General features: G+C 66.5%; 19 protein-coding genes. 6 read left to right on the top strand and 13 right to left on the bottom strand.

What is annotated here, in order from left to right:
* Nucleotides 1-42: 42 nt before the first annotated feature.
* Nucleotides 43-1,605, bottom strand: a complete 1,563-nt coding sequence (gene pgi, locus ACSQ3N_RS05045) for a glucose-6-phosphate isomerase (RefSeq protein WP_436145747.1) — start codon at nucleotides 1,603-1,605, stop codon at nucleotides 43-45.
* Between the two features lie 212 nt (nucleotides 1,606-1,817).
* Between pgi and zwf the strand changes: the two genes are divergently transcribed.
* The 3 genes from zwf (at nucleotide 1,818) to ACSQ3N_RS05030 (ending at nucleotide 4,399) form a co-directional block, all read left to right on the top strand.
* Complete coding sequence (gene zwf, locus ACSQ3N_RS05040; RefSeq protein ID WP_436145746.1) at nucleotides 1,818-3,272, top strand: glucose-6-phosphate dehydrogenase; 1,455 nt, start codon at nucleotides 1,818-1,820, stop codon at nucleotides 3,270-3,272.
* Nucleotides 3,273-3,350: 78 nt separating this feature from the next.
* A complete protein-coding gene (locus tag ACSQ3N_RS05035) occupies nucleotides 3,351-3,815 on the top strand; it encodes a type II toxin-antitoxin system Phd/YefM family antitoxin (RefSeq protein WP_436145745.1) in 465 nt (154 codons plus the stop codon).
* The gene (locus ACSQ3N_RS05030) at nucleotides 3,812-4,399 is read left to right on the top strand and encodes a DUF6036 family nucleotidyltransferase (protein WP_436145744.1); all 588 of its coding nucleotides are present in this window, start codon (nucleotides 3,812-3,814) and stop codon (nucleotides 4,397-4,399) included. The genes ACSQ3N_RS05035 and ACSQ3N_RS05030 overlap by 4 nt, the downstream gene beginning before the upstream one ends.
* Nucleotides 4,400-4,443: 44 nt before the next feature.
* On the opposite strand, the gene gloA2 is transcribed toward ACSQ3N_RS05030, so the two are convergent.
* The 7 genes from gloA2 to ACSQ3N_RS04995 all read right to left on the bottom strand — a co-directional run bounded on the left by gloA2 (nucleotide 4,444) and on the right by ACSQ3N_RS04995 (nucleotide 11,745).
* Nucleotides 4,444-4,896 carry an SMU1112c/YaeR family gloxylase I-like metalloprotein gene (gene gloA2 / locus ACSQ3N_RS05025; protein ID WP_436145743.1) on the bottom strand — a complete coding sequence of 151 codons (453 nt, stop codon included), beginning with the start codon at nucleotides 4,894-4,896 and terminating at the stop codon, nucleotides 4,444-4,446.
* A 2-nt stretch (nucleotides 4,897-4,898) separates the two neighbouring features.
* Complete coding sequence (gene glk, locus ACSQ3N_RS05020; protein ID WP_436145742.1) at nucleotides 4,899-5,885, bottom strand: glucokinase; 987 nt, start codon at nucleotides 5,883-5,885, stop codon at nucleotides 4,899-4,901.
* A 271-nt stretch (nucleotides 5,886-6,156) separates the two neighbouring features.
* Nucleotides 6,157-7,221, bottom strand: a complete 1,065-nt coding sequence (locus ACSQ3N_RS05015) for an ABC transporter ATP-binding protein (protein WP_056173242.1) — start codon at nucleotides 7,219-7,221, stop codon at nucleotides 6,157-6,159.
* A gap of 14 nt (nucleotides 7,222-7,235) precedes the next feature.
* Nucleotides 7,236-8,105: a carbohydrate ABC transporter permease gene (locus ACSQ3N_RS05010; protein ID WP_056173240.1), complete on the bottom strand. Its 870-nt coding sequence runs from the start codon at nucleotides 8,103-8,105 to the stop codon at nucleotides 7,236-7,238.
* On the bottom strand, nucleotides 8,095-8,976 hold the full coding sequence (locus ACSQ3N_RS05005; RefSeq protein ID WP_056173237.1) for a carbohydrate ABC transporter permease: 882 nt from the start codon (nucleotides 8,974-8,976) through the stop codon (nucleotides 8,095-8,097). Before ACSQ3N_RS05005 ends, ACSQ3N_RS05010 begins: the two co-directional genes overlap by 11 nt.
* A 295-nt stretch (nucleotides 8,977-9,271) precedes the next feature.
* The gene (locus ACSQ3N_RS05000) at nucleotides 9,272-10,393 is read right to left on the bottom strand and encodes a carbohydrate porin (protein WP_436147920.1); all 1,122 of its coding nucleotides are present in this window, start codon (nucleotides 10,391-10,393) and stop codon (nucleotides 9,272-9,274) included.
* 101 nt (nucleotides 10,394-10,494) lie between these two features.
* A complete protein-coding gene (locus ACSQ3N_RS04995; protein WP_436145741.1) occupies nucleotides 10,495-11,745 on the bottom strand; it encodes an ABC transporter substrate-binding protein in 1,251 nt (416 codons plus the stop codon).
* Nucleotides 11,746-11,981: 236 nt separating this feature from the next.
* On the opposite strand from ACSQ3N_RS04995, the gene ACSQ3N_RS04990 reads away from it, so the two are divergent.
* Nucleotides 11,982-12,698: a response regulator transcription factor gene (locus ACSQ3N_RS04990; protein ID WP_436145740.1), complete on the top strand. Its 717-nt coding sequence runs from the start codon at nucleotides 11,982-11,984 to the stop codon at nucleotides 12,696-12,698.
* A 117-nt stretch (nucleotides 12,699-12,815) separates the two neighbouring features.
* On the top strand, nucleotides 12,816-14,207 hold the full coding sequence (locus tag ACSQ3N_RS04985; protein WP_056173225.1) for a sensor histidine kinase: 1,392 nt from the start codon (nucleotides 12,816-12,818) through the stop codon (nucleotides 14,205-14,207).
* Between the two features lie 197 nt (nucleotides 14,208-14,404).
* Here the strand turns inward: ACSQ3N_RS04985 and tal are convergent, their stop codons facing one another.
* The 4 genes from tal to ACSQ3N_RS04965 form a co-directional block, all read right to left on the bottom strand.
* Nucleotides 14,405-15,352, bottom strand: a complete 948-nt coding sequence (gene tal, locus ACSQ3N_RS04980; protein WP_436145739.1) for a transaldolase — start codon at nucleotides 15,350-15,352, stop codon at nucleotides 14,405-14,407.
* A gap of 28 nt (nucleotides 15,353-15,380) precedes the next feature.
* The gene (locus ACSQ3N_RS04975; RefSeq protein WP_436145738.1) at nucleotides 15,381-16,445 is read right to left on the bottom strand and encodes an ABC transporter ATP-binding protein; all 1,065 of its coding nucleotides are present in this window, start codon (nucleotides 16,443-16,445) and stop codon (nucleotides 15,381-15,383) included.
* A gap of 123 nt (nucleotides 16,446-16,568) precedes the next feature.
* A complete protein-coding gene (locus ACSQ3N_RS04970; RefSeq protein WP_436147919.1) occupies nucleotides 16,569-18,806 on the bottom strand; it encodes an ABC transporter permease in 2,238 nt (745 codons plus the stop codon).
* Between the two features lie 3 nt (nucleotides 18,807-18,809).
* Nucleotides 18,810-19,835, bottom strand: coding sequence for an ABC transporter substrate-binding protein (locus tag ACSQ3N_RS04965; RefSeq protein WP_200912414.1), 1,026 nt, complete (start codon nucleotides 19,833-19,835; stop codon nucleotides 18,810-18,812).
* Between the two features lie 279 nt (nucleotides 19,836-20,114).
* Here ACSQ3N_RS04965 and ACSQ3N_RS04960 point away from each other — a divergent pair, with 279 nt between their 5' ends.
* Complete coding sequence (locus ACSQ3N_RS04960) at nucleotides 20,115-20,960, top strand: MurR/RpiR family transcriptional regulator (RefSeq protein WP_056173217.1); 846 nt, start codon at nucleotides 20,115-20,117, stop codon at nucleotides 20,958-20,960.
* Nucleotides 20,961-21,031: 71 nt separating this feature from the next.
* On the opposite strand, the gene ACSQ3N_RS04955 is transcribed toward ACSQ3N_RS04960, so the two are convergent.
* Nucleotides 21,032-21,520, bottom strand: a complete 489-nt coding sequence (locus tag ACSQ3N_RS04955; RefSeq protein WP_056173214.1) for a type III secretion system chaperone — start codon at nucleotides 21,518-21,520, stop codon at nucleotides 21,032-21,034.
* Nucleotides 21,521-21,530: the final 10 nt, after the last annotated feature.

Here is a 21,530-nt window from a genome sequence, read left to right as displayed (position 1 = left end):
ATGAAACGAAGGCAGGGAGCCTTCGGCCCCCTGCACTTCAAATCAAATACCGCTGCGCAGGCGGCCCATCAGCCCGGCGGTCGAGCCATCCAGCCCCCCGGTGTCGCCGCTGGCCAAGCGCGCCTCCAGGTCCTTGGCCAGCACCTTGCCCAGCTCCACGCCCCACTGGTCGAAGCTGTTGATGCCCCACAGGCTTCCGCTCACAAACACGCGGTGCTCCTGCAGCGCGATCAGCGCCCCCAGCGATGCGGGGGTGAGCGCATCCAGCAGCAGGAAGGTGCTGGGGCGGTTGCCCGGAAAGTGCCGGTGGCCGTCCTCGCCCTCTTTGCCCATCATCAGCGCCTGGGCCTGCGCCAGGGCGTTGGCCAGCAGCTTTTCGTGGTGGCCCTTCAGGGGGTGCGTGGCCTGGCGTACGGCGATCAACTCCAGGGGCAACACGTCCGTGCCCTGGTGCAACATCTGAAAGAACGCATGCTGGCCGTTGGTGCCCGGCTCGCCCCACAGCACGGGCGATGTGGCCACCGACACCGGCGTGCCATCGAGCGCCACGCGCTTGCCGTTGCTCTCCATCTCCAGTTGCTGCAGATAGGCGGGCACGCGGCGCAGCGCCGCATGGTAGGGCGCGATGCAACGGCTGGTGAAGCCGTGGAAGTTGCGGTACCAGACGTCGAGCAGCCCCAGTCGCACCGGCAGATTCTGCGCCAGCGGTGCGGTGCGAAAGTGTTCGTCCATCGCGTGCGCGCCCGCCAGCAGGTCGCGAAAGCCTGCGGAGCCGATGGCAATGGCGATCGGCAAGCCAATGGCCGACCACAGCGAATAGCGCCCGCCCACCCAGTCCCAGAAGCCGAACGTGGTGGTGATGCCCATCGCCCGGGCTGCATCGACATTGGTGGTGAGCGCCGCGAAATGGCGCCCCACATCCTGCCCGCCCTGCGCCGCGAACCACGCCAGCGCCGAGCGGGCGTTGGTCATGGTCTCGGCGGTGGTGAACGTTTTGGACGCGATGAGGAACAGCGTGTTCTGCGGCCGCAGCGACTGCAGCACGGTGTGCAGCTCATGGCCGTCCACATTGGAGACGAAGTGCAGTTGCTTGCCCTGGGCGCGGAACTCTTCGAGCGCCAGCACCGCCATGTGCGGCCCCAGGTCCGAGCCGCCGATGCCGATGTTCACGATGTCGGTGATGGTGCTGTCGGCCCGCACCGTATCGGCATAGGCCAGCATGGCATCGAGCGTGGCATGCACGTCGGCCAGATGGCCGGCGATGCTGCTGTCGTCACCAGGCAGTGCCAGTCCCGCCGGGCGGCGCAGCAGCGTGTGCAGCACGGCGCGGCCTTCGGTGCTGTTGATGGGCTGGCCGCTAAGCATTGCATCGCGGTGCTGTGTAAGGCCGGTGGACCGGGCCATGTCCAGCAACAGGGCTTCGGTCGCGCTGTCCCACAGGTTCTTGGACAGGTCGGCAAACACATGCGGGGCCTGCTGGCTGAAGTGGCCGAACCGCTGCGCATCGTCGGCGAAAGCTTGCCGAAGGTCCAGCTGGTGCCCGTGGGTGGAATAGGCAGCCTGCAACTGAGGCCACTGCGGTGTCTGGTCGCAACGGAGGGACATGGTGGAATTCACGAGAGGTAAAAGAACACGCGGCGAGATAGTAACTTGATTACCTAATTTGTTCGATACCTTTTGCCAGCCGAACTGTCAAAAATCGTTCTACGGCCTTTGCACCTACACATTCCGATGTAACGAGATTACAATTTCGAGCCTGCACATGGCCCTCAGCAGGACTGCGTGCACACCACCCACACCACTGATACGGAGACCCCATGAGTTTTGACCTCGTCCTGTTTGGAGGCACCGGCGATCTGGCCTGGCGCAAGCTCATGCCCGCGCTCTTTCAGGCGTTTCGCCACGGGACCTTGCCCGAGGGGGGCCGCATCATTGCGGTGGCGCGCGACGAGCTGAGCGACGAACAATACCGCAGCCTGATCCAGTCCCGCTTCGACAGCGTGGACCTGGCCAAGCGCCCCACCCCGGACGAGTTCGAGCGCTTCGGCGCGCTGCTGCACTACCTGCGCATGGACCTGTCGCAAACGCAGGACTACGCCCGCCTGGCCGACGTGCTGCACGAACGTGGCGCCGACACGGTGGTGATGTACGTGGCCACGGCCCCCAGCCTGTTCACCAACGTGTGCGAGCAGATCGCCGCCGTCGGCCTGAACGGCCCCAACACCCGCGTGGTGCTGGAAAAGCCGTTGGGCCACGACCTGAAGTCGAACCAGGCCATCAACGACACGCTGCGCCGCGTGCTCAAGGAGGAGCAGGTCTTTCGCATCGACCACTACCTGGGCAAGCCGTCGGTGCAGAACCTGTTTGCGATGCGTTTTGGCAACGCGCTGTTCGAGCCCCTGTGGCGCCGCGAGCACATTGCCAACATCCAGATCACCATCGCCGAAGAGCTGGGCGTGGAGACGCGCGGCGCCTTCTACGACCAGACCGGCGCATTGCGCGACATGGTGCAGAACCACGCGCTGCAGCTGCTGTGCGCGATCGGCATGGAGCCGCCCATCAACTCCAGCGCCAACGCGATCCGCGACGAAAAGCTCAAGGTGCTGCAGTCGCTCAAGCCCTGGAGCATGGAGACCATCGGCCAGCACGTGATCCGCGGGCAGTACGCCGCAGGCAAGACGCACGGGCACAACGTGCCGGGCTACCTGCAGGAAAAGGGCGTGGCCGGCAACAGCACCACCGAGACCTTTGTCGCGCTGCGCACCGAGATCTCCAACTGGCGCTGGGCGGGCGTGCCGTTCTACATCCGCACCGGCAAGCGGCTGGCGGGGCGCGACGCGCACATCGTCGTCAACTTCCGCCCCGTGCCGCACCCCATCTTCAAGATGCCCACCGGCGCGGTGAACCGCCTGGTGATCAACCTGCAGCCCAAGGACGGTCTGGAGCTGCACCTGCTGGCCCAGGGCGCGCCCCAGAACCAGACCGAGCCCGCGCTGTCGCAGGTGGCGCTGAACCTGGACTTCGACCAGCGCTTCGGCACCGAGCGCGTGGGCGCCTACGAGCGCCTGCTGCTCGACGTGATCGCCGGTCGCCTGAACCTTTTCGTGCGCAGCGACGAGCAGGAAGAAGCCTGGCGCTGGGTGGAGCCCATCCTGCAGCACTGGAGGAACGACCCCGCCGGCCCGCGTCCGTACGCACCGGGCAGTTGGGGCCCCAGCGCTGCCAGCGCGATGATCGCGCGGGATGGGCATTGCTGGAGCGAGGAAATGTGATACCAACGGGGGCGCCAAAGACCTGGATATTTTATTTTGTCCATTTCTTTATAAAATGGACAAAATTGGAGCGCCACCATGCAGCAAATTTCGGCCACCGACGCCAAGCAGTCTTTCGGCCATCTCCTTGAGGCCGCCGAGCGTGGCCCTGTGGCCATCGAAAAGCATGGCAAGGTCAAGGCCATCATGGCTGCGCCGGAATACTTCTCTTCAGTCGACAAACGGCAAGCAACGTTGTCCGAACGCAAGATGGCACGGCTGGCCCAGACCCTGCGCGAGAACGAGCGCCTGATCAGGCACCAACAGCTGGCCGTCGACCTGGCAACACTGCCCCCCGCGCAGGGCCGGCAACTGGTGAAAAAAGCAATGGCCGTCGTGGAGCAATGGCGCACGCACCAGCTTTGCAGCAGCGACTACATCGACCGGTGGCAGGCGCTGTTGGAGCTGCCCTTGCCAAAGTTGGCCCAGGCCATGGTGTCGGACGCTGATAGCTGGGGGCCCGCGCTGCGCCAGAACTCACCCTGGCCGGGGCTCGCGCCATGAACCTCGACCAGGTGGTCGTGGCCCTCCAGCGCGCCCGAGAGCTCAGCGGACATTCCGACTACGTCGTCATCGGAAGCCTGTCCGTACTCGGTGTGGAAGATGGGGTTCGCATTCCTGAAGCAATGTCGATGTCCATCGACATCGACTGCTACACCAAGGCAGACCCTGGCCGCATCTTCGACCTGGGGCCCATGCTGGGCGAGGAGTCGCCTTTTCGCATGGAGCACGGCTACTACCTGGACCCGGTCTCGCCCACCTTGCCGAGCCTGCCCGACGGTTGGGAGGCCCGCATGCTGTGCGTGCACCGTGATGGGCTGCGCATCTGGTTCCTGGACCCCAACGACGCAGCCGTGTCCAAGTACGCCCGCAGCGAGCCCAGGGACCTCCGATGGGCCCGCGCCGGGATTGCCTGTGGTTTGGTTTCGTTGCCCGTCGTCAGAAGCCGGCTGCGAAGCACCACGTTCCTGGACGAAGAGGAAGAGCGGGTGGTTCGCAAGCAAGTGGAAGAAGACTCGGAATGGTTCGAGAAGACCACTGCTGCAGCGCGGGCCGAGTTGGCTGCGACCTCATCGAAACCGAAGTGACCTGACCATTGATCGCTCGCCGAGCGCAGCGGGCGTGGAGAGGCTCAATCTCCGCGTCCAGCCCGCCCCACCAGTTCGATCGGCAACCCATCCGGGTCCGCAATGAACGTGAAGGGTACGCCCGTGAACGGGTCCGTGCGCACCGGCTCCACGGCAACACCGTGCAAGGCCAGCACCTGGAGGCTGGCATCGAGGTCCGCTACCCGCAGCGCCAGATGGCGCAAGCCGCAGGCCTCCGGGTACGAAGCGCGCGCTGGCGGGTGGGGAAAGGAGAACAGCTCGACTTGCGTTCCGTCGGGCAACTCCAGGTCGAGCTTGTGCGACTGCCGCTCTGCGCGGAACACCTCGTTCACCACCCGCAGACCCAGCACCTCGGTGTAGAAGCGGCGCGAGCGCGCATAGTCGCTCGCGATGATCGCCACGTGGTGGATGCCGCTCAGCTGCAGTGCAGGCAGCGCAGCCTGCGAGGGTGGCGCAGGCGGATCACTGCCGCCCACCGTCACCCTTCGGAGCCCGCGATATCGAGTGCGCGCGATGCGCCGTACAGCGCGGGCGTGGCGCTGGGGTCGATGATCCAGCAGGGGATGTCTGCAAGATACGACTTGAAGCGCCCCTTGGCCTCGAAGCGTGCGCGGAACGAGGATTGGTCGAACCACTCGCCCAGGCGCGGCACCATGCCGCCGCCCAGGTACACGCCGCCGCGGGCGCCCAGCGTCAGGGCCAGGTTGCCGGCCACGCTGCCCAGAAAGCCGCAGAACAGATTCAGCGCCTCGAGCGCCAGGGCATCCTGGGACTGCAGCGCCAGTTCCGTCACCTGCGCGGCGGAGCTCACCTCTTTACCGCCGCGCTGCGCCAGGCGGCGCACCGCGTGGTACAGGTCCACCAGGCCCGCGCCGCACACGGCGCGCTCGGCGGACACGTGGCCGTAGCGCTCCTGCAGGATGGCCAGCACGTCGAATTCGCGCTGCGTCTGCGCGGCCAGCGTGACGTGGCCGCCCTCGCCCGACAGCGGCACGCCGGCGCTGGAACCCGGCGGGAACACCAGGCCGGACACCCCGAGCCCCGTGCCGGGCCCGACGAGCGCGATGGCACTGCCGGGCACCGCCTGGCCGCCGCCCACCTGGCGCAGCAGGTCGGGCGTGAGCAGCGGCAGCGCCAGCGCCAACGCCGTGAAGTCGTTGATGACCACCAGCCGCTCGAAGCCGAACGCCTCGCGCACCGCGCGCTGCGAGAAGCTCCAGCTGTGGTTGGTCATGCGGATGGCGTCGCCCGTCACCGGGTTGGCAATGCCGAAGGCAGCCTCGCGCGGCGTGGGCACGCCCACTTCCTTCAGGTATGCCGACAGCGCGGCATCGACGGTGGGGAACTGCGCGCAGGGCAGCACGCGGGTGTCGTTGAGCGGGCCGGTGGGCGAGTCCTGCCAGGCCAGGCGGATGTTGGTGCCGCCGATGTCGGCGAGAAGGCGCTGCGGGTGCGTGGAGTGCATGGGCTTGAAGAAAAATGTTCTGCAGCTATGAAAAATATAGCTGCTTGCGCTTGATGGACGAGCGGTACAGGCAGTTTTTACCTGAAATACAAAGCCCCGCAAAGACCTAAGTCTCCGTCCGAAACATCCTGGACGTTTTGATGCGCGCAGCGAGCGCGGTCGTGGAACCGGTGCCGCCCGGGCATCGGGTGCGCCCCCTGCCCTCGTCGGAAGAGGTCGCGAGAGCGAGGCTACAGCAGCGCCGCCAATCCCAGGGCGCTGTCGCTACACCTCAGCCCAGCCTCTCTTCGGTCTTCGCGTCGAACCAGTGCGCATTGGCCGGCGCCACGGTCAGGCCCACGTGGTCGCCGGGCTGCACGCGCGTTTGTGCATCGGTGCGCAGCGTGACGTTGCCAGCGGCGGTATCGACCATCACGTAGGTGTCCGGCCCGGTGGGCTCGACCACGCTCACCTGGCCACGCCAGGGCGCGTCGTCCTGCATCTGCAGATGCTCGGGCCGCACGCCCAGCAGCATCTCGGGCACGGACCGGGGCGGTGCCAGGCTCAGCGACGCGCCCTCGATGCCGAACTGCCCGGCCGGCTGCACGCCGCCGCGCAGCAGGTTCATGGTGGGCGAGCCGATGAAGGTCGCCACGTACGTGTTGGCCGGGCGGTTGTAGATCTCGTCGGGGGTGCCCAGCTGCTGCACCACGCCGCCCTTCATCACCGCGATGCGCGAGCCCAGGGTCATGGCCTCGACCTGGTCGTGCGTCACGTACACGCTGGTGATGCCGCTGGCCTGGTGCAGGCGCTTGATCTCGGCGCGCATCTCCACACGCAGCTTTGCGTCCAGGTTGGACAGCGGCTCGTCGAACAAGAAGAGCTGCGGCTGGCGCGCCAGGGCCCGGCCCATGGCCACGCGCTGGCGCTGGCCGCCCGACAGCTGGCTGGGCCGGCGGTCGAGCAGGTGGGTGATCTGCAGCATGGCGGCGACTTCGTCGATGCGCTTTTGGCGCTCGGGCTTGGGCATCTTGCGCATCTCCAGCGCAAAGCCGATGTTGTCGGCCACCGACAGCGTGGGGTACAGCGCGTAGCTCTGGAACACCATGGCGATGTCGCGGTCGCGCGGGGGCATGCCCACCACGTTCTTGTCGGCGATGCGGATCTCGCCCTCGGTGGGCTCGTCCAGCCCCGCGATGATGTTGAGCAGCGTGGATTTGCCGCAGCCCGAGGGGCCCACCAGGATCAAAAATTCGCCCGGTGCCACGTGGATGTCCACCTTGCGCAGCACCTCCACGCTTTTGTCGCCCTTGCCAAAGCGCTTGTTGATGCCTGCGATGTCGAGTGATGACGCCATTTTCTTGATTACCCTTATCCCTTGACTGCGCCGGCCGTCAGGCCGCGCACGAAGAACTTGCCTGCGAGAACGTAGATCACCATGGTGGGCAGGCCCGCGATGATGGCGGCGGCCATGTCCACGTTGTAGGCCTTCACGCTGGAGCTGGTGTTGGCCAGGTTGTTCAACCCCACCGTCACCGGCTTGGAGTCGGTGCCCGAGAACACCACGCCGAACAGGAAGTCGTTCCAGATGTTGGTGAACTGCCAGATCAGCGTGACCATCACGATGGGCGTGGACAGCGGCAGCACGATGCGCCAGAAGATCTGGAAGAAGCTGGCGCCGTCCATGCGCGCCGCGTTCACCAGCTCTTTCGGGATGGCCGCGTAGTAGTTGCGAAAGAACAGCGTGGTGCCCGCCAGGCCCGCCAGGCAGTGCACCATCACCAGGCCGGTGATGGAGCTGGACAGCCCCAGCCAGCCGAGCACCTGGCTCATCGGCAGCAGCACCACCTGGAAGGGCATGAACACGCCGAACAGCAGCAGGCCGAACAGCGTGTCGCTGCCGCGAAACTTCCACAGGCTGAGCACGTAGCCATTGAGCGCGCCCCAGACGGTCGATATCAGCACCGCCGGCACCGCCATGGCCACCGAGTTCATGAAGAACGGGCGCAGGCCGTTGCAGTCCACACCGGTGCAGGCGCTGGACCACGCCGTACCCCAGGCCGACCAGTTCAGCGCGGCGGGCAAGGCCAGCAGCGACGTGCTGCGGATCTCCTCCGCATCCTTGAACGAAGTCACCAGCATCGCGTACAGCGGCAGCAAGAAGAAGGCGGTGGCCAGGGCCAGCACCGCGTAGACCAGAAAGCGGCCCACGGACGGGAGCAGAGAGGGCTTAGCGGTCATGGGGCTTGGTCCGCAGTTCGCTATAGAGATAGGGGATGACCAGGGCTGCCACAGTGGCCAGCATCATGGTCGCGCTGGCTGCGCCCAGGCCGATCTGGCCGCGCGAGAACGACATGGTGTACATGAAGGTCGCGGGCACGTCGGTGGCAAAGCCCGGCCCGCCGGCCGTGAGCGCCATCACCAGGTCGAAGCTCTTGATCGCCAGGTGCGACAGCACCATGAGCGTGGAGAAGAACACGGGCCGCAGGGCCGGCAGCACGATGCGCCAGTAGATGCGCGGCAGCGATGCACCGTCGACCTGCGCGGCCTTGATGATGCTGTCGTCGATGCCGCGCAGTCCGGCTAAAAAGAGCGCCATCGCAAAGCCCGCGCTCTGCCAGATGCCGGCGATCACCACGCAGTAGATGGCCATGTCGGTGTCGACCAGCCAGCCGAATTCAAAGTTGGGAAAGCCCCAGTCGCGCACCATTTTTTCGATGCCCAGGCCCGGGTTCAGCAGCCACTTCCAGGCCGTGCCCGTGACCACGAAGGACAGCGCCATGGGGTACAGATAAATCGTGCGCAGTGCGCCTTCGGCACGGATCTTCTGGTCCAGCAGCACGGCCAGCACCACGCCGATGGCGAGCGACCCGCCGACGTAGCCCACGCCGAAGATGCCCAGATTTTTGAGGGCCACCCACCAGCGGTCCATCTCCCACAGGCGCTCGTACTGCGCCAGGCCCGCCCAGTCGTAGTTGGGCAGCATGCGGGACACGGTCAGGCTCAATACGCCGTTCCACAGCATCAGGCCGTAGATGAACGCGAATCCCAACACAAAAGCCGGTGTCACGACCAGCTTGGGCAACCATGTCTCAAACGAATTCTTGGTCATCGCCGGGCCACCCCCGAATGAAAAGCCACGGCCTTGCGATCAGCGGCCCGCGCAGGGGCAAAGGCGAGGTGAAAGGCAAAGCGTGGGAGCCATCTTGGACGGCTGCGAAAAATGTGTGGCATGTGCCTGCAATATGAAAAAAGGGGGGCACGCACAGAGTGCCCCCCAACCGAACAAAGTAACCTCTGACTAACTCGCTAACTCACTCACTTCACCATTCCATGCCCAGGCCGCCGGGCGGCGCAGCCAAGGCGCAAACCTTGGCAACACGTCCTGCGGCCCGGTGTGGAATTGCTTACCACCAGACCTCGTACTGCACGCCCACCAGCGTACGCGAGGTCTTGCCGTTGGCGCCGAACGTGGCGGCATTCGCCACGGCCGCTGCCTGGTTCCAGTTGGCCTTGGTCACATACAGGCGCAGTTCAGGGCGTGACCAGAAGTCTTCCGACAGCGCCAGGGCGCCGGCCAGCGTGACCTTGGACAGGCGCTGGTCAGGGCCCGTGTTGCCCTTGCGGGTCGTGGTCGACAGCTCGGCCAGCATCTTGAAGTTCTGCGTGAAGGCGTACGAACCCCGGCCGCCCAGCGAGAAGTCCTTGGTCTCGACACCGGTCAGGTCAGCCTTGTTGGTCTGGTAGCCAATGAGGGCCTGGCCGCCGAAGGGGCCGCTTTGCCAGTTGATGGAGTCGGCGATCCGCGTGGAGCGGCGGCCGGCGCGGGTGCCGTCGATAGACTCGAACTCGCCATCGATGCGGGCATGGCCACGGGACGTCTGCAGGTACAGCGTGTTGCTGATGCTCGGCAGCAGGAATTCCTTTTGCGTGTGCATCAGCGACACACCCGAACCGGAGCCACCGCCGACCTGGTTCTTGCCGCCCACGGCCGTCAGCAGCACGCGCAGCTTGCCGCCGGGGTTGGTGTTGATCTCGGACAGGTCGGCGTTGATACGGTGCGCCTTCACGTCGTTGGGCAGGTTGCCGTCGAACTTGTCGCCGCTGAACACGCCCACACCCAGCTTCATGCCGCCGATCGGCACGTCGGTCACGCCCGCGCCGACGTTGTCACCGTAGTTCAGCAGGAAGTAGTCGACGATGTGCACGTCCTGGATACGCAGGCGGCGCTGGCCGGCCCAGAACTTGGCTTCGGGCGAGAACGAGAAGCCGCTCATTTCCACGAAGGCCTGCTCGGTGCTGATGTCGCCGCTGCCCCACTTGGCGGGCATGTAGTTGATCTTCCACTTGATGCCGTTGGTCTCGAAACCCTTGGCAAAGTTGACTTCGATGCCGTTGTCGCCCTCGTTGCCCAGGCGGAATTTTTGCAGCTCGCCGCCGAGCGCCAGGTTGCCCTTGACGCCGTCGGAGTGGTTGAACACCGGGCCGCCCCGCGAGTAACCGTTGAACTCGAAGCCGGCAACATCCATTGCCATGGCACTACTCATCGCGCATGCGGCGGCCAAAGCCACCGCCGTGAGGCGGTTTCTTTTCATCATGATGGGATCCCTCTACTGGTGGTTTGCTTGGATTACTTGGTCTTGGCGGCGGTCGCGATCTTCTTCATCGCGTCGGCAACGCTCACCTTGTCGTCATTCCAGAACTGGCTGACAACGTCCTTGATGGCGCCTTCGGTCGCGGGCGCGATCGCCATGCCGTGGGCCACGCTGGGCAGCAGGCTGCCGCTCTTGGCGGTGTCGATGAAGTCCTTGGCCGAGGCCTTGGCGCAGTCGTCGAACTTGTCCATCTTCTGGCCGGCGCGCACCGGGATGGAACCCTTGTTCAGGTTGAACACTTCCTGGAACTCGGGGCTCATGATGGAGCTGGCCAGGTCGCTCTGCGCCTTCTGGGCGGCGGCGTCCTTGAGCTTGAACAGGATGAAGGAGTCCACGTTGAAGGTGTAGGCCGTGGTGGTGCCCGGTGCTGCTGCGCACAGGAAGTCCTTGCCCGGCACCTTGTTGGCCGCCAGGAACTCGCCCTTGGCCCAGTCGCCCATCAGTTGGAAGCCCGCTTTGCCCTGGATCAGCATGGCCGTGGCCAGGTTCCAGTCGCGGCCCGGGGCGCCAGCGTCGGTGTACGACTTGATGCGGCGGAAGGTCTCGAGCGACTTCTTCATCGTGTCGCTGTTGATGGCCTTGTCATCGAGCTTGACCAGGGCGTCCTGGTAGAACTTGGCGCCACCCACACCCAGCACCACCGATTCGAAGGTGGTGAAGTCCTGCCAGTTCTGGCCGCCGTGGGCCACGGGCACCAGGCCTGCGGCCTTGAGCTTGTCGGCGGCTGCAAAGAACTCGTCCCAGGTCTTGGGCATGGCGGCCACGCCGGCCTTCTTCAGGGCTTCGGAGCTGCCCCACATCCAGTTGACGCGGTGCACGTTGACCGGGGCGGCCACGTAGGCGCCCTTGTACTTCATGACGTCGGCGACGACCTTGGGCAGCAGGTCGTCCCACTTCTCGGCCTTGGCCAGTGCATCCATGTTGGCCAGCACGCCTTCGGACGCCCATTCCTGGATCGCCGGACCCTTGGTCTGCGCGGCAGACGGTGGGTTGCCCGAGATCACGCGGCTCTTGAGCACGGTCATGGCGCTGTCGCCACCGCCACCGGCCACGGCAAAGTCGCGCCACGTGTGGCCCTTGGCCTGCATGATCTTCTTGAGCTCGGCGACCGACTTGGCCTCGCCGCCCGAAGTCCAGTAATGCAGAACCTCGACCTCCCCCGCGCTGGCAGACATCGCTGCCGCCAGGCCCACCGCCACTGCGGCGATCTTCGTCATCTTCCACATACCCTTGTCTCCTCGATGTTTGAATCCGTTTACGCGCCACATACCGGTGACGTTCAGCGCAGTCGGTACTTTAATTACAATAATTAATGAACATATCAGGGCTTTCCCGGGTTGTTGGTTACATGCCAGTCTCCTAGCCCGGTTATCGAATTACAACGTCGGCTGGGCTCAGCCATGGGCTCGGGTGCAGGCTCTGCATCCACCGCAGGCGGGATGCTTTGCTATGCTCACAGACCATGCCCACCCTACTGATCGTTGAAGACGATGCCCTGCTGCTCGACGCCCTCACCGGGCAGCTCAAACAGCTTGAATACGATGTCTGCACGGCGTGCAGTGTGGCGCAGGCCACCGCGCTTTTGCAGACCCAGGCGGTGGACGGGATCATCCTGGACCTGGGCCTGCCCGGCGCCGACGGCATGGAGCTGCTGACCTGGGTCCGCGGCCACATCGCCGGCCTGCCGGTGCTGATTCTCACCGCCCGCGACGGCATCGACGACCGGGTGGCGGGCCTCAACGCAGGGGCCGACGACTACATCACCAAGCCCTTCAACATGCAGGAGCTGCAGGCCCGCCTGCAGGCCATGCTGCGCCGCGCGCGGCAGCCCGCGTTCACGCAGCCCAGCAGCGCCTCGGGCGGGCCCAGCACCACCATCGGCGCGCTGCTGCTGGACCATGCCAGCCAGGCGGCCACGCTCGACGGCACGCCGCTGGAACTCACGCAGCGCGAGTGGGAACTGCTGGAACTGCTGGTCAACCGCTGCGGCGAAGTCGTCACGCGCGACGACGTGCTGGCCGCCTGGCGCGCCGGCCCACCGGAGCCCGGTCAGTCGGCACCGCCGCTCGCCTCCAATGCGCTGGAGGTGTACGTGCACCGGCTGCGCAAGAAGCTGGACGAAACGAGCCTGAACATCCGCAACATCCGGGGCCTGGGCTACATGCTCGAAAAGCCATGAAGCGAATGGGTTTGCGCTGGAGACACTTCGCACCTTGCCCTCAGGTGGACACCGCCCTTGCTGCGGGGCGGCCCTTGCTCAGCGGCCTCGGCGTGGCACATGCCGGCAACGACTGACATGCAGCCCATCCACGGCGTCTCTCTGCAGCGCAAGCTGCTGCTCTGGCTGCTGCTGCCGCAACTGGTGCTGTGGCTGTCGGGCGGCTTTCTTGCGTGGCGGGTGGCGTTGCAAAACGGCGAAAAGGGCATCGACCAGACGCTGACGCAGTCGGTGCGGGCGCTGGCGCGGCAGATCAAGCCCATCGGCGACGGGCTGCTGGTGGACTTCCCCAAGGCCGCGCAGGACATCCTGGAGCAGGACCCAGCCGACCGCATCACCTACATGGTCTCGTCCCCGCCCGGGCGCTTTCTGCTGGGCAACGCGCAGCTGCCCTCGCCGCCGCCCGTGGACGTGCGCGTGGGCGAACCGTACCTGTACCAGGCCCGCGTGGACGACAAGCCCGTGCGCGTGGCGCTGCTCGATGTGGACTACGGCACGCCCCAGACCCGCCAGACCCTCCGCGTGCAGGTGGCGCAGAGCCTGACGGTGCGCGAGCGCATCGCGCAGGAGCTGCTCGAACAAATGCTGCTGCCCATGGGCCTGATGGGCCTGGCGCTGAGCGCGGTGGTCTACGCCGGCGTGCTGCGCGGGCTGCAGCCGTTAAAGCGCCTGGAGGCGCAGATCGAGAAAGCGGGCGCGCGCAAGCACAACACCGCCGACCCGCTGCCGCCCATCGAGCTCACGTCCGCGCCGCAAGAAGTGCACTCCCTGGCCAGCACCATCAACGGCCTGCTGGAGACGGTAGCGCGCGGGCAGCGCAAGGAAAAGCGCTTCTTGAACGACGCCGCGCACCAGCTGCGCACGCCCCTGGCCGGCCTGATCGGCCAGACCGAGCTGGCCCTGCACGAAAGCCACGAGCCCGCCGTGCAGGAGCGCCTGCAAAAAGTGCTGGCCGCCGCCCAGCGCAGCGCCCACTTGGTGCACCAGCTGCTGCAGCTGGCGCGCTCCGAATCGAACGTGGAGATGCAGGCAGTGGACATTGCCGCGCTGGCCCGCGAGGTGGCACGCGAGTGGGCCGCGCGCGCGCTGGCGCAGGGCATGGACCTGGGCTACGAAGGCGACGACTACCTGACCGTGCAGGGCCACCCGCTGCTGCTGCGCGAGGCGCTGAACAACCTGATCGACAACGCGCTGCACTACGCCGGCGCGGGTGCCACCGTCACCGTGCGGGTGAATGCTGCCCCGGGCCTGTGGGCCACGCTGGTGGTGGAAGACGACGGGCCGGGCGTGCCACCCGCGAACATGTCGGACCTGTTCGCACGTTTTTGGCGTGGCTCGGACAAGCCCGGGGGTTGTGGCCTGGGGCTGTCCATCGTGGAAGAAATTGCACTGCGCCACGGTGGCCAGGCTGTGGCGGAAAACGTGGAGCCGCACGGGTTGCGTGTGGGGCTGCGGTTGCCGGCGGGCTGAGCATTGACGCCTTGGCGGGTGCCTGTGTCGGGTGCGACCGGTGCGAGGATAAGACCTGTGGGTAGCAGACCGAAGGGTCAGCGGGTCAGCAGCGCTGCGGCATCACACACACCCTGAATTCACATAAAAAAGCTGCTACCGCTTGATGGACAAGCGCTAGCAGCTATGTTTTTTATAGCAACCTGCTTAAGCGGATCTCACGCGGCCTGAATGAGCTTGTCCAGCTTGACCGCATCCGCCGCAAACGCGCGGATGCCTTCCGCCAGCTTTTCAGTGGCCATGGCGTCTTCGTTCAGCGCAAAGCGAAAGCCCGCTTCGTCGTAGCTCACGGCAGCCAGGTCCAGCGTCTTGGCGGCCTGGGCGTCCAGTGCGGGATGCAGCGGCGCGTCGCTGGCGGCCAGCTGGGCCAGCAGCTCGGGGGCGATGGTCAGCAGGTCGCAGCCGGCCAGCGCCGTGATCTGGCCCACGTTGCGAAAGCTCGCGCCCATCACCTCGGTGGCAATGCCAAAGCGCTTGTAGTGGTTGTAGATCTGCGTGACGGACTGCACGCCCGGGTCGTTGGCACCGGCGCGTGCGGCTTCGTCCCACTGGGCGCCAGCCTGCTTCTTGTACCAGTCGTAGATGCGGCCGACAAAGGGCGAGATCAGCTGCACCTTGGCCTCGCCGCAGGCCACGGCCTGAGCGAACGAGAACAGCAGCGTGAGGTTGGTGTGGATGCCCTTGCGCTCCAGCTGCTCGGCGGCCTTGATGCCTTCCCAGGTGGCGGCGATCTTGATGAGCACGCGGTCGATGTGGATGCCTTCGGCCTGGTACAGCTCGATGATGCGTTCGGCGCGGGCGACGGTGGCGCTGGTGTCGAAGCTCAGGCGGGCATCCACTTCGGTGGACACGCGCCCGGGGATGGTCGCGAGGATCTCGCGACCGAAGCGCACCAGCAGGCGGTCGATGATCTCGTCCATGGCGCGGCCGCGGAACTGGGCCACGGTGTCCTGCAGCAGCGGCGCGTACTCGGGCTTTTGCACGGCCTTGAGGATCAGCGACGGGTTGGTGGTGGCATCCTGGGGCTGGAATTGCGCCAGTTGCTTGAAGTCGCCGGTGTCGGCAACCACGGTGGTGAACTGTTTGAGGGCGTCGAGTTGGTTCATGGCGTCATTATTGAACATCAGCGTCCGCTCAGTCGGTACTACCAACCACCGATACCCCGTGCACGCCCAGGCCGAGCCGCACGTCCTCGCCCGGCGTGAGCACGTCGCTCAGGTCCGACGACACGACGAAGATGGGCCCCAGCTCTGTGGCAAAGGTGTATTCGTGCACCGCGCCCAGGTACGCGGCCTTCTCCAGCCGCGCGGGCATCAGACCCTCGCCCTGGCGCTCGATGCGCCATGCCTCGGGCCGCACCGCGACCTTGACCGCGCCTTGCTGCTTGCAGGCCCGGGGGCGGATCGTGAGCGGCCCCACGGTCACCGTGCCATCGGCGCGGGCCGTGGCGGGGAACAGCATGGCCTCGCCCATGAAGCCGGCGACGAACTCGCTGCCCGGGGTTTCGTACAGCGCGCGGGGCGATCCCCGCTGCGCGATCAGACCCTGGTTCATCACGATGATCTGGTCGCTGACGGCCATGGCCTCGCTCTGGTCGTGCGTGACGTAGGCCACGGTGAGCGACAGGCGCTGCTGCAGCGCGCGGATCTCCTCGCGCATCTCGCGGCGCAGGCGGGCGTCCAGGTTGGACAGGGGCTCGTCGAACAGCAGCACCTCGGGCTCCAGCACCAGCGCGCGGGCCAGCGCCACGCGCTGCTGCTGGCCGCCGGACAACTCGCTGGGCAGGCGGTCGTCATAGCCTACCAGGCCCACGCCGCGCAGTGCCTCGACCGCCTTGACGCGTGCCACCTCGTCACGCTGGCCGGACATGCGCAGGCCGTACATCACGTTCTCGGCCACGTTCATGTGCGGAAACAGCGCGTAGCTCTGGAACATCATGCTCACGTTGCGCTGCGCCGGGCCGAGCGTGGTCACGTCCTTGCCGCCGATGAAGATCTCGCCGGAGGTGGGCGACTCCAGCCCCGCGATCATGCGCAAGGTGGTGGTCTTGCCGCAGCCCGACGGCCCCAGGATGGTGGCCAGCGTGCCGCGCGGCACCTCGAAGCTGATGCCCTTGACGGCCAGGCCCAACGAGGTGTCGCGGCCGTAGCGCTTGGTGATGTTGCGGAACACGATGCCCGCATCTTCGATGTTGTTCATGATTGTCTTTTCAATGGACGATGACGCGAATTAACGGGCGTGGCGCATGCGCGGGACGCCGAGCAAGGGCCGCCCCGCAGCGAGGGCGTCGTCCCCCTTGAGGGGGAAGGCGCCGAAGGCGACTCAGGGGGTGCTTCCTCGTCGGCCCAGCTTGCGCTCACCCACCAGCAGCTGGATCAGGCCGATGGAGGCGGACATCAGCACGATGAGCACCGTGCAGTACGCCAGCGCCACGCCGTAGTCGCCGTTGCCCACGCGGCCGATGATGTAGGTGGTGGCCAGCTCGTTCTCGGCGGTGACAAGGAAGATCACCGCACTCACCGTGGTGATGGCCCGCACGAAGCTGTAGACCAGCGCGGCCACCAGCGCCGGCTTGAGCAGCGGCAGCACCACGTGGCGCAGCGTCTGCACGCTGCCGGCCCGCAGCATGACCGAGGCTTCGTCCAGCGACCGGTCGAGCTGCTTGAACGCCGCCGTGCCTGCACGCACCCCCACCGGCAGATTGCGGAACATGAAGCACAGCACGATGATGAGTGCGGTGCCCGTGAGCTCGAACGGCGGCACGTTGAACGCCAGGATGTAGCTCACGCCCAGCACGGTGCCAGGGATGGCAAAAGCCAGCAGGGCGGCGAACTCGAAGGCGCCCTGCCCCCGGAACTCGGTGCGCGCCAGCAACCAGGCGATGCCGATGCCCAACGTGGCCGTGAGCGGCGCCGAGATGGCTGCGAGCTTGAGCGTGGTAAACAGCGAGCTCCAGGCGGTGCCGGCCCACACGATGCCGAACTCGCCCCACTCCATGCTGAACGCAGTGCGAAAGTGCGCCAGCGTGATGGTGTAGTCGCGACCCCAGGTCTGCACGAAGCCGCCGGCCAGCGCAAACAGGTACACGATGAGCGTGAACGCCATCCACGGCAGCGCGATGGAATGCACCACGCGGCGCACGCCGGTGGGCAGCGGCATGGCGATGCCCGCGTCGCCCTTGCCCGACACCGTGGTGAAGTTCTGCTTGCCCAGCAGCCCGCGCTGGATGGCGAACACCGTGAGCGCAAAGAACGTGAGGATCCACGCCAGCGACGCCGCGCGCCCCTGGTCGTACTGCGCACCCACGATGGCGAAGAAGATCTCGGTGGAGAGCACCGAGAACTGCCCGCCCACCACGATGGGGTTGCCGAAGTCGGCCATGCTCTCGATGAAACCCACCAGGAACGCGTTGGCCAGGCCCGGCTTGAGCAGGGGCAGCGTCACGCTCATGAAGGTCTTGTGGGGGCTGGCGCGCAGCGTCTGCGCGGCTTCCTCCAGGCTGGGCGCCACGCCCTGCACCACGCCGCGCATGATCATGAAGGCGATGGGCGTGAACGCAAACGTCTGCGCCACCCACACGCCGAACCAGCCGTAGAACCAGCGCGAGGGCGTGATGCCGAACGCGTATTCGAGGAACTGGTTGAACACGCCCGCACGGCCGAACAGCAGGATCAGGCCCAGGCCCACCACGAAAGGCGGCGTGATGATGGGCAGCAGCGCCACGATGTTCAGCGGGCGTGCATAGCGGCGCGAGGCGCGCTCGGCCATCAGCGCCATGAAGGTGCCCAGCAGCGTGGTGCTGGTGGCGGTCATCAGCCCGAGGAACAGCGTGTTCCATGCCACGCCGCAACGCTGGCCGCCGCTGACACACGACAGGCCGAAGTTGCGCTCGTGCGCAATGCGCTCCCACAGCACGCTCAGCGAGAACGGGCCGTCTTCCAGGAAGAACGCCGCCGACAGCGCCTTGAGCACCGGAAACACGATGAACAGTGCCAGCAGGCTGCCGCACGCCAGCACGGCGGCTGCGACGAACAGATCGCCCTTGAAGAAACCGCGCCGCGCCACGCCGAAGGCCGTCAGCACCAGCAGCGCCGAGAGCACCACGAACCCGCCCCAGCCGATGCCCGGCTGCCGCGCGCCCAGCTCGCCCAACATCTGGTTCAACCAGTCGAAGGCCCAGCCGCGCCCGCCGATGGCAAAGCCGCTGAGCAGCAGCGCCAGCAGGCCCACCGCCCCGCCGACTGCCAGCACCGCGCCCTGCCGGCGGCCTGCAGGCAGGACGGCGCCTGCGGCCGCGATGGCCAGCCCCACCAGGCCCAGCCACAGCCAGGGGCGCCCCAGCAGCGCGGCCTGCATGAGCCCGTTGCCCGCCTGCTCGCTGCTGAAGACCTGGCCGATGGCCAGAAGGCCGTTGGAGTCCTGCTGGGCATACCAGGGGAAGGCCAGGTAGCCCAGCACGCCGATGGCCAGCCACACCCACAGGGGGCGGTTGACCGAGGCGCGGGTTGCAGGAGATCGTGAAATTGCGCTGTTCGCCGCCGCGGTCGCCGACACCACCAGTCCTTAGCGCGCAGCGTTCTGCACGTCCTTTTCCCAGCGCGCGATCAGGCGGCGGCGCTCGGTGCTGGCGCCGTACTTGGCGTAGTCGTAGTTGATGAGCTTCATCTTGGCCGGGTCCGTCATGCGCGGGTCCTTGGGCACCTGGGTGTTGCTGGGCAGCTGGAACTGCTTGGCCGCCAGACCAAACTGCTGGCCGCCGGGCGTGAGCGCCCATTCATAGAACTTCTTGGCCGCCTCCGCGTTGGGGCTGTTCTTGACGATGCTCATGGAGCCGACCTCGGCACCGGTGCCTTCGGACGGCGTGATGGACGCCACGGGAAAGCCGTTGACGGCCTCGGTGGTCACGTCGTGCACGAAGCTCACCGAGATGGTGGTCTCGCCGCGCGCCGCCGCCTTGACCGGGGCCGTGCCCGAGCGCGTGTAGGTGCTGACGTTGGGGTGCAGCGCCTTCAGGTATTCGAACGCCTTTTCCTCGCCCATGATCTGCACCAGCGTGGCGATCATGGTGTAGGCCGTGCCGCTCGACGCGGGGTTGGCCATCTGCACCTCGCCCTTGAACTCGGGCTTGAGCAGGTCGGCCCACGACTGGGGCGGGTTGAGCTTGCGCTTGGCCAGCAGCTCCTTGTTGTAGCCAAAGCCCAGCGGGCCCAGGTACACGCCCACGGTGCGGTACTTGGAGTCGGCGGCCTGCTTTTGCGCCCAGGGGTACAGCTGCGCGAGCTGCGGCGACTTGTACTCGAGCGTGAGGCCCTGCTCCGCGGCCTGCAGGTGCGGGTCGCCCGTGCCGCCGAACCAGATGTCGGTCTTGGGATTGGCCTTCTCGGCGTTGAGCTGCGCCAGCGCCTCGCCCGAGCCCTTGGCCGTCATGTTGACCTTGGTGCCGGTGGTCTTGGCGTACACGGTGGACATCAGGTTGCACCACTCGGCCTGCACGGAACAGATGATGTTGACCTGGCCCTGGGCCCAGCTGCCGCAGGCGGCGGTCGTCAGAGCCGCACCGGCCAGTAGTTTCAGCAGAGGTTTGCGCATGGAAGGCTCCTTGGTATCGGAATTACAGAATGAAAGGATGCTATCGCCCGTCCCCCACAGGGGCCAGGGGGGAAGCCCGCAACCCCGCTGCAAGCATGATGAAAGGGAGGAATCACCCGGGTCCGGAATGTTGGGAACCAAGTTACATTAGTCGAACAACGCCCCCGCGCCGCCCGCCAGCGCGGCGCACACCGAGCCCCCATGACAGCCCTGCCCCGCCCATCGTCGATGCACCGTGAGCCGCCCGGCGCCGGCCTGGGCTGACACACACCTACCGACATGCTCGAACGCATCACCGCATCCCTCCCCTCGTTGGCGCCCGCCGAACAGCGCGTGGGCCGGCTGGTGCTGACCGACCCCCGCACGTTTGCGCGGCTGCCGGTGCGCGAGCTGGCCGAGCGGGCCCACGTGAGCAAGCCCACCGTGGTGCGGTTTTGCCGCAGCATGGGCTATGACGGGCTGGCGGATTTCAAGCTCAAGCTCGCAGGCAGCGTGAGCGAGGGCGTGCCCTTCATCCACCGCAGCGTGGATGCGGACGACAAGACCGGCGACGTGCTGGTGAAGGTGGTCGACAACGCCGTGGCCGCCTTTTTGCAGTATCGCAATGCCGCCAGCACCGTGGCGCTGGAGCGCGCCGCCGAAGCCATTGCAGCCACGTGGAAAACCGGCAAGCGCATCGAGTTCTACGGCGTGGGCAACTCCGGCATCGTGGCGCAGGATGCGCAGCACAAGTTCTTTCGCCTGGGTGTCACGTCCATCGCCACCAGCGACGGCCACATGCAGGTGATGAGCGCCACGCTGCTGGGCCCCGGCGACTGCGCGGTGATCATCTCCAACTCGGGCCGCACGCGGGACCTGATGGACGCCGCCGACATCGCGCGCAAGAACGGCGCCACCACCATTGCCATCACCGCCAGCGGCTCGCCCCTGGCGAGCACCTGCCCCATCCACCTGGCGGCCGACCACCCCGAGGGCTACGACCGCTACAGCCCCATGGTGTCGCGGCTCATGCACCTGCTCATCATCGACGTGTTGGCCACCTGCGTGGCCCTGCGCATCGGCAGCCCGCTGCAGCCCATCCTGCAGCAGATGAAGGACAACCTGCGGGCCAAGCGGTACGCTTGATCGGCGTACGGCGCGGCGCTGACCGCGCAGCCAGGCTTCACACACCGCACTGAGCGTGAGTAAGAGCGGGGTCAGGCGCGCAGAAAGCCGCTCAGGGGCACGCTCATCATCCCGCCGGGCATCAGGCCCGAACCTGCCGACGGTACCGGGGATTCAGCACCGCCGCCCGAGAGCAGCAGCTTTTTCCAGTCTTCGGCCACAGCCACGAAGCCCTCTACCAGCCGCACGAATGCGGGCCCGCCGGTCTCTTCGACGTCCACGGTGCGGCACAGCACCACCTCCTGGGTGTGCCCGTCCACCGCCAGGGTAGCGCCGGCGGTGGCAGCGCCGAACAGATTGGCTTCCAGCAGCCGCCGGTACAACGCTTCCCGCCCCTGGGCGGGCAGCGGCCCGAGCACGCTGTAGACCTGCAGGACCCGCGCGTCGTCGTCGCGCTCGAAGTCGATGGCCAGGCTGGTGTCGAACACCAGGCGGGCGCAGCCCTGGGCGTCGAATCGCAGCGTCTGCGACAGCCCCGCGGTCTGGCCCAGATCAAGAAGAAGTTGGTCGGCGGTGGACATGAATGATGGA

The sequence above is a fragment of the Acidovorax sp. LjRoot194 genome (assembly GCF_964253015.1).
Taxonomy (GTDB): domain Bacteria; phylum Pseudomonadota; class Gammaproteobacteria; order Burkholderiales; family Burkholderiaceae_C; genus Acidovorax.
This window is presented reverse-complemented; position numbering and strand designations above follow the sequence as displayed.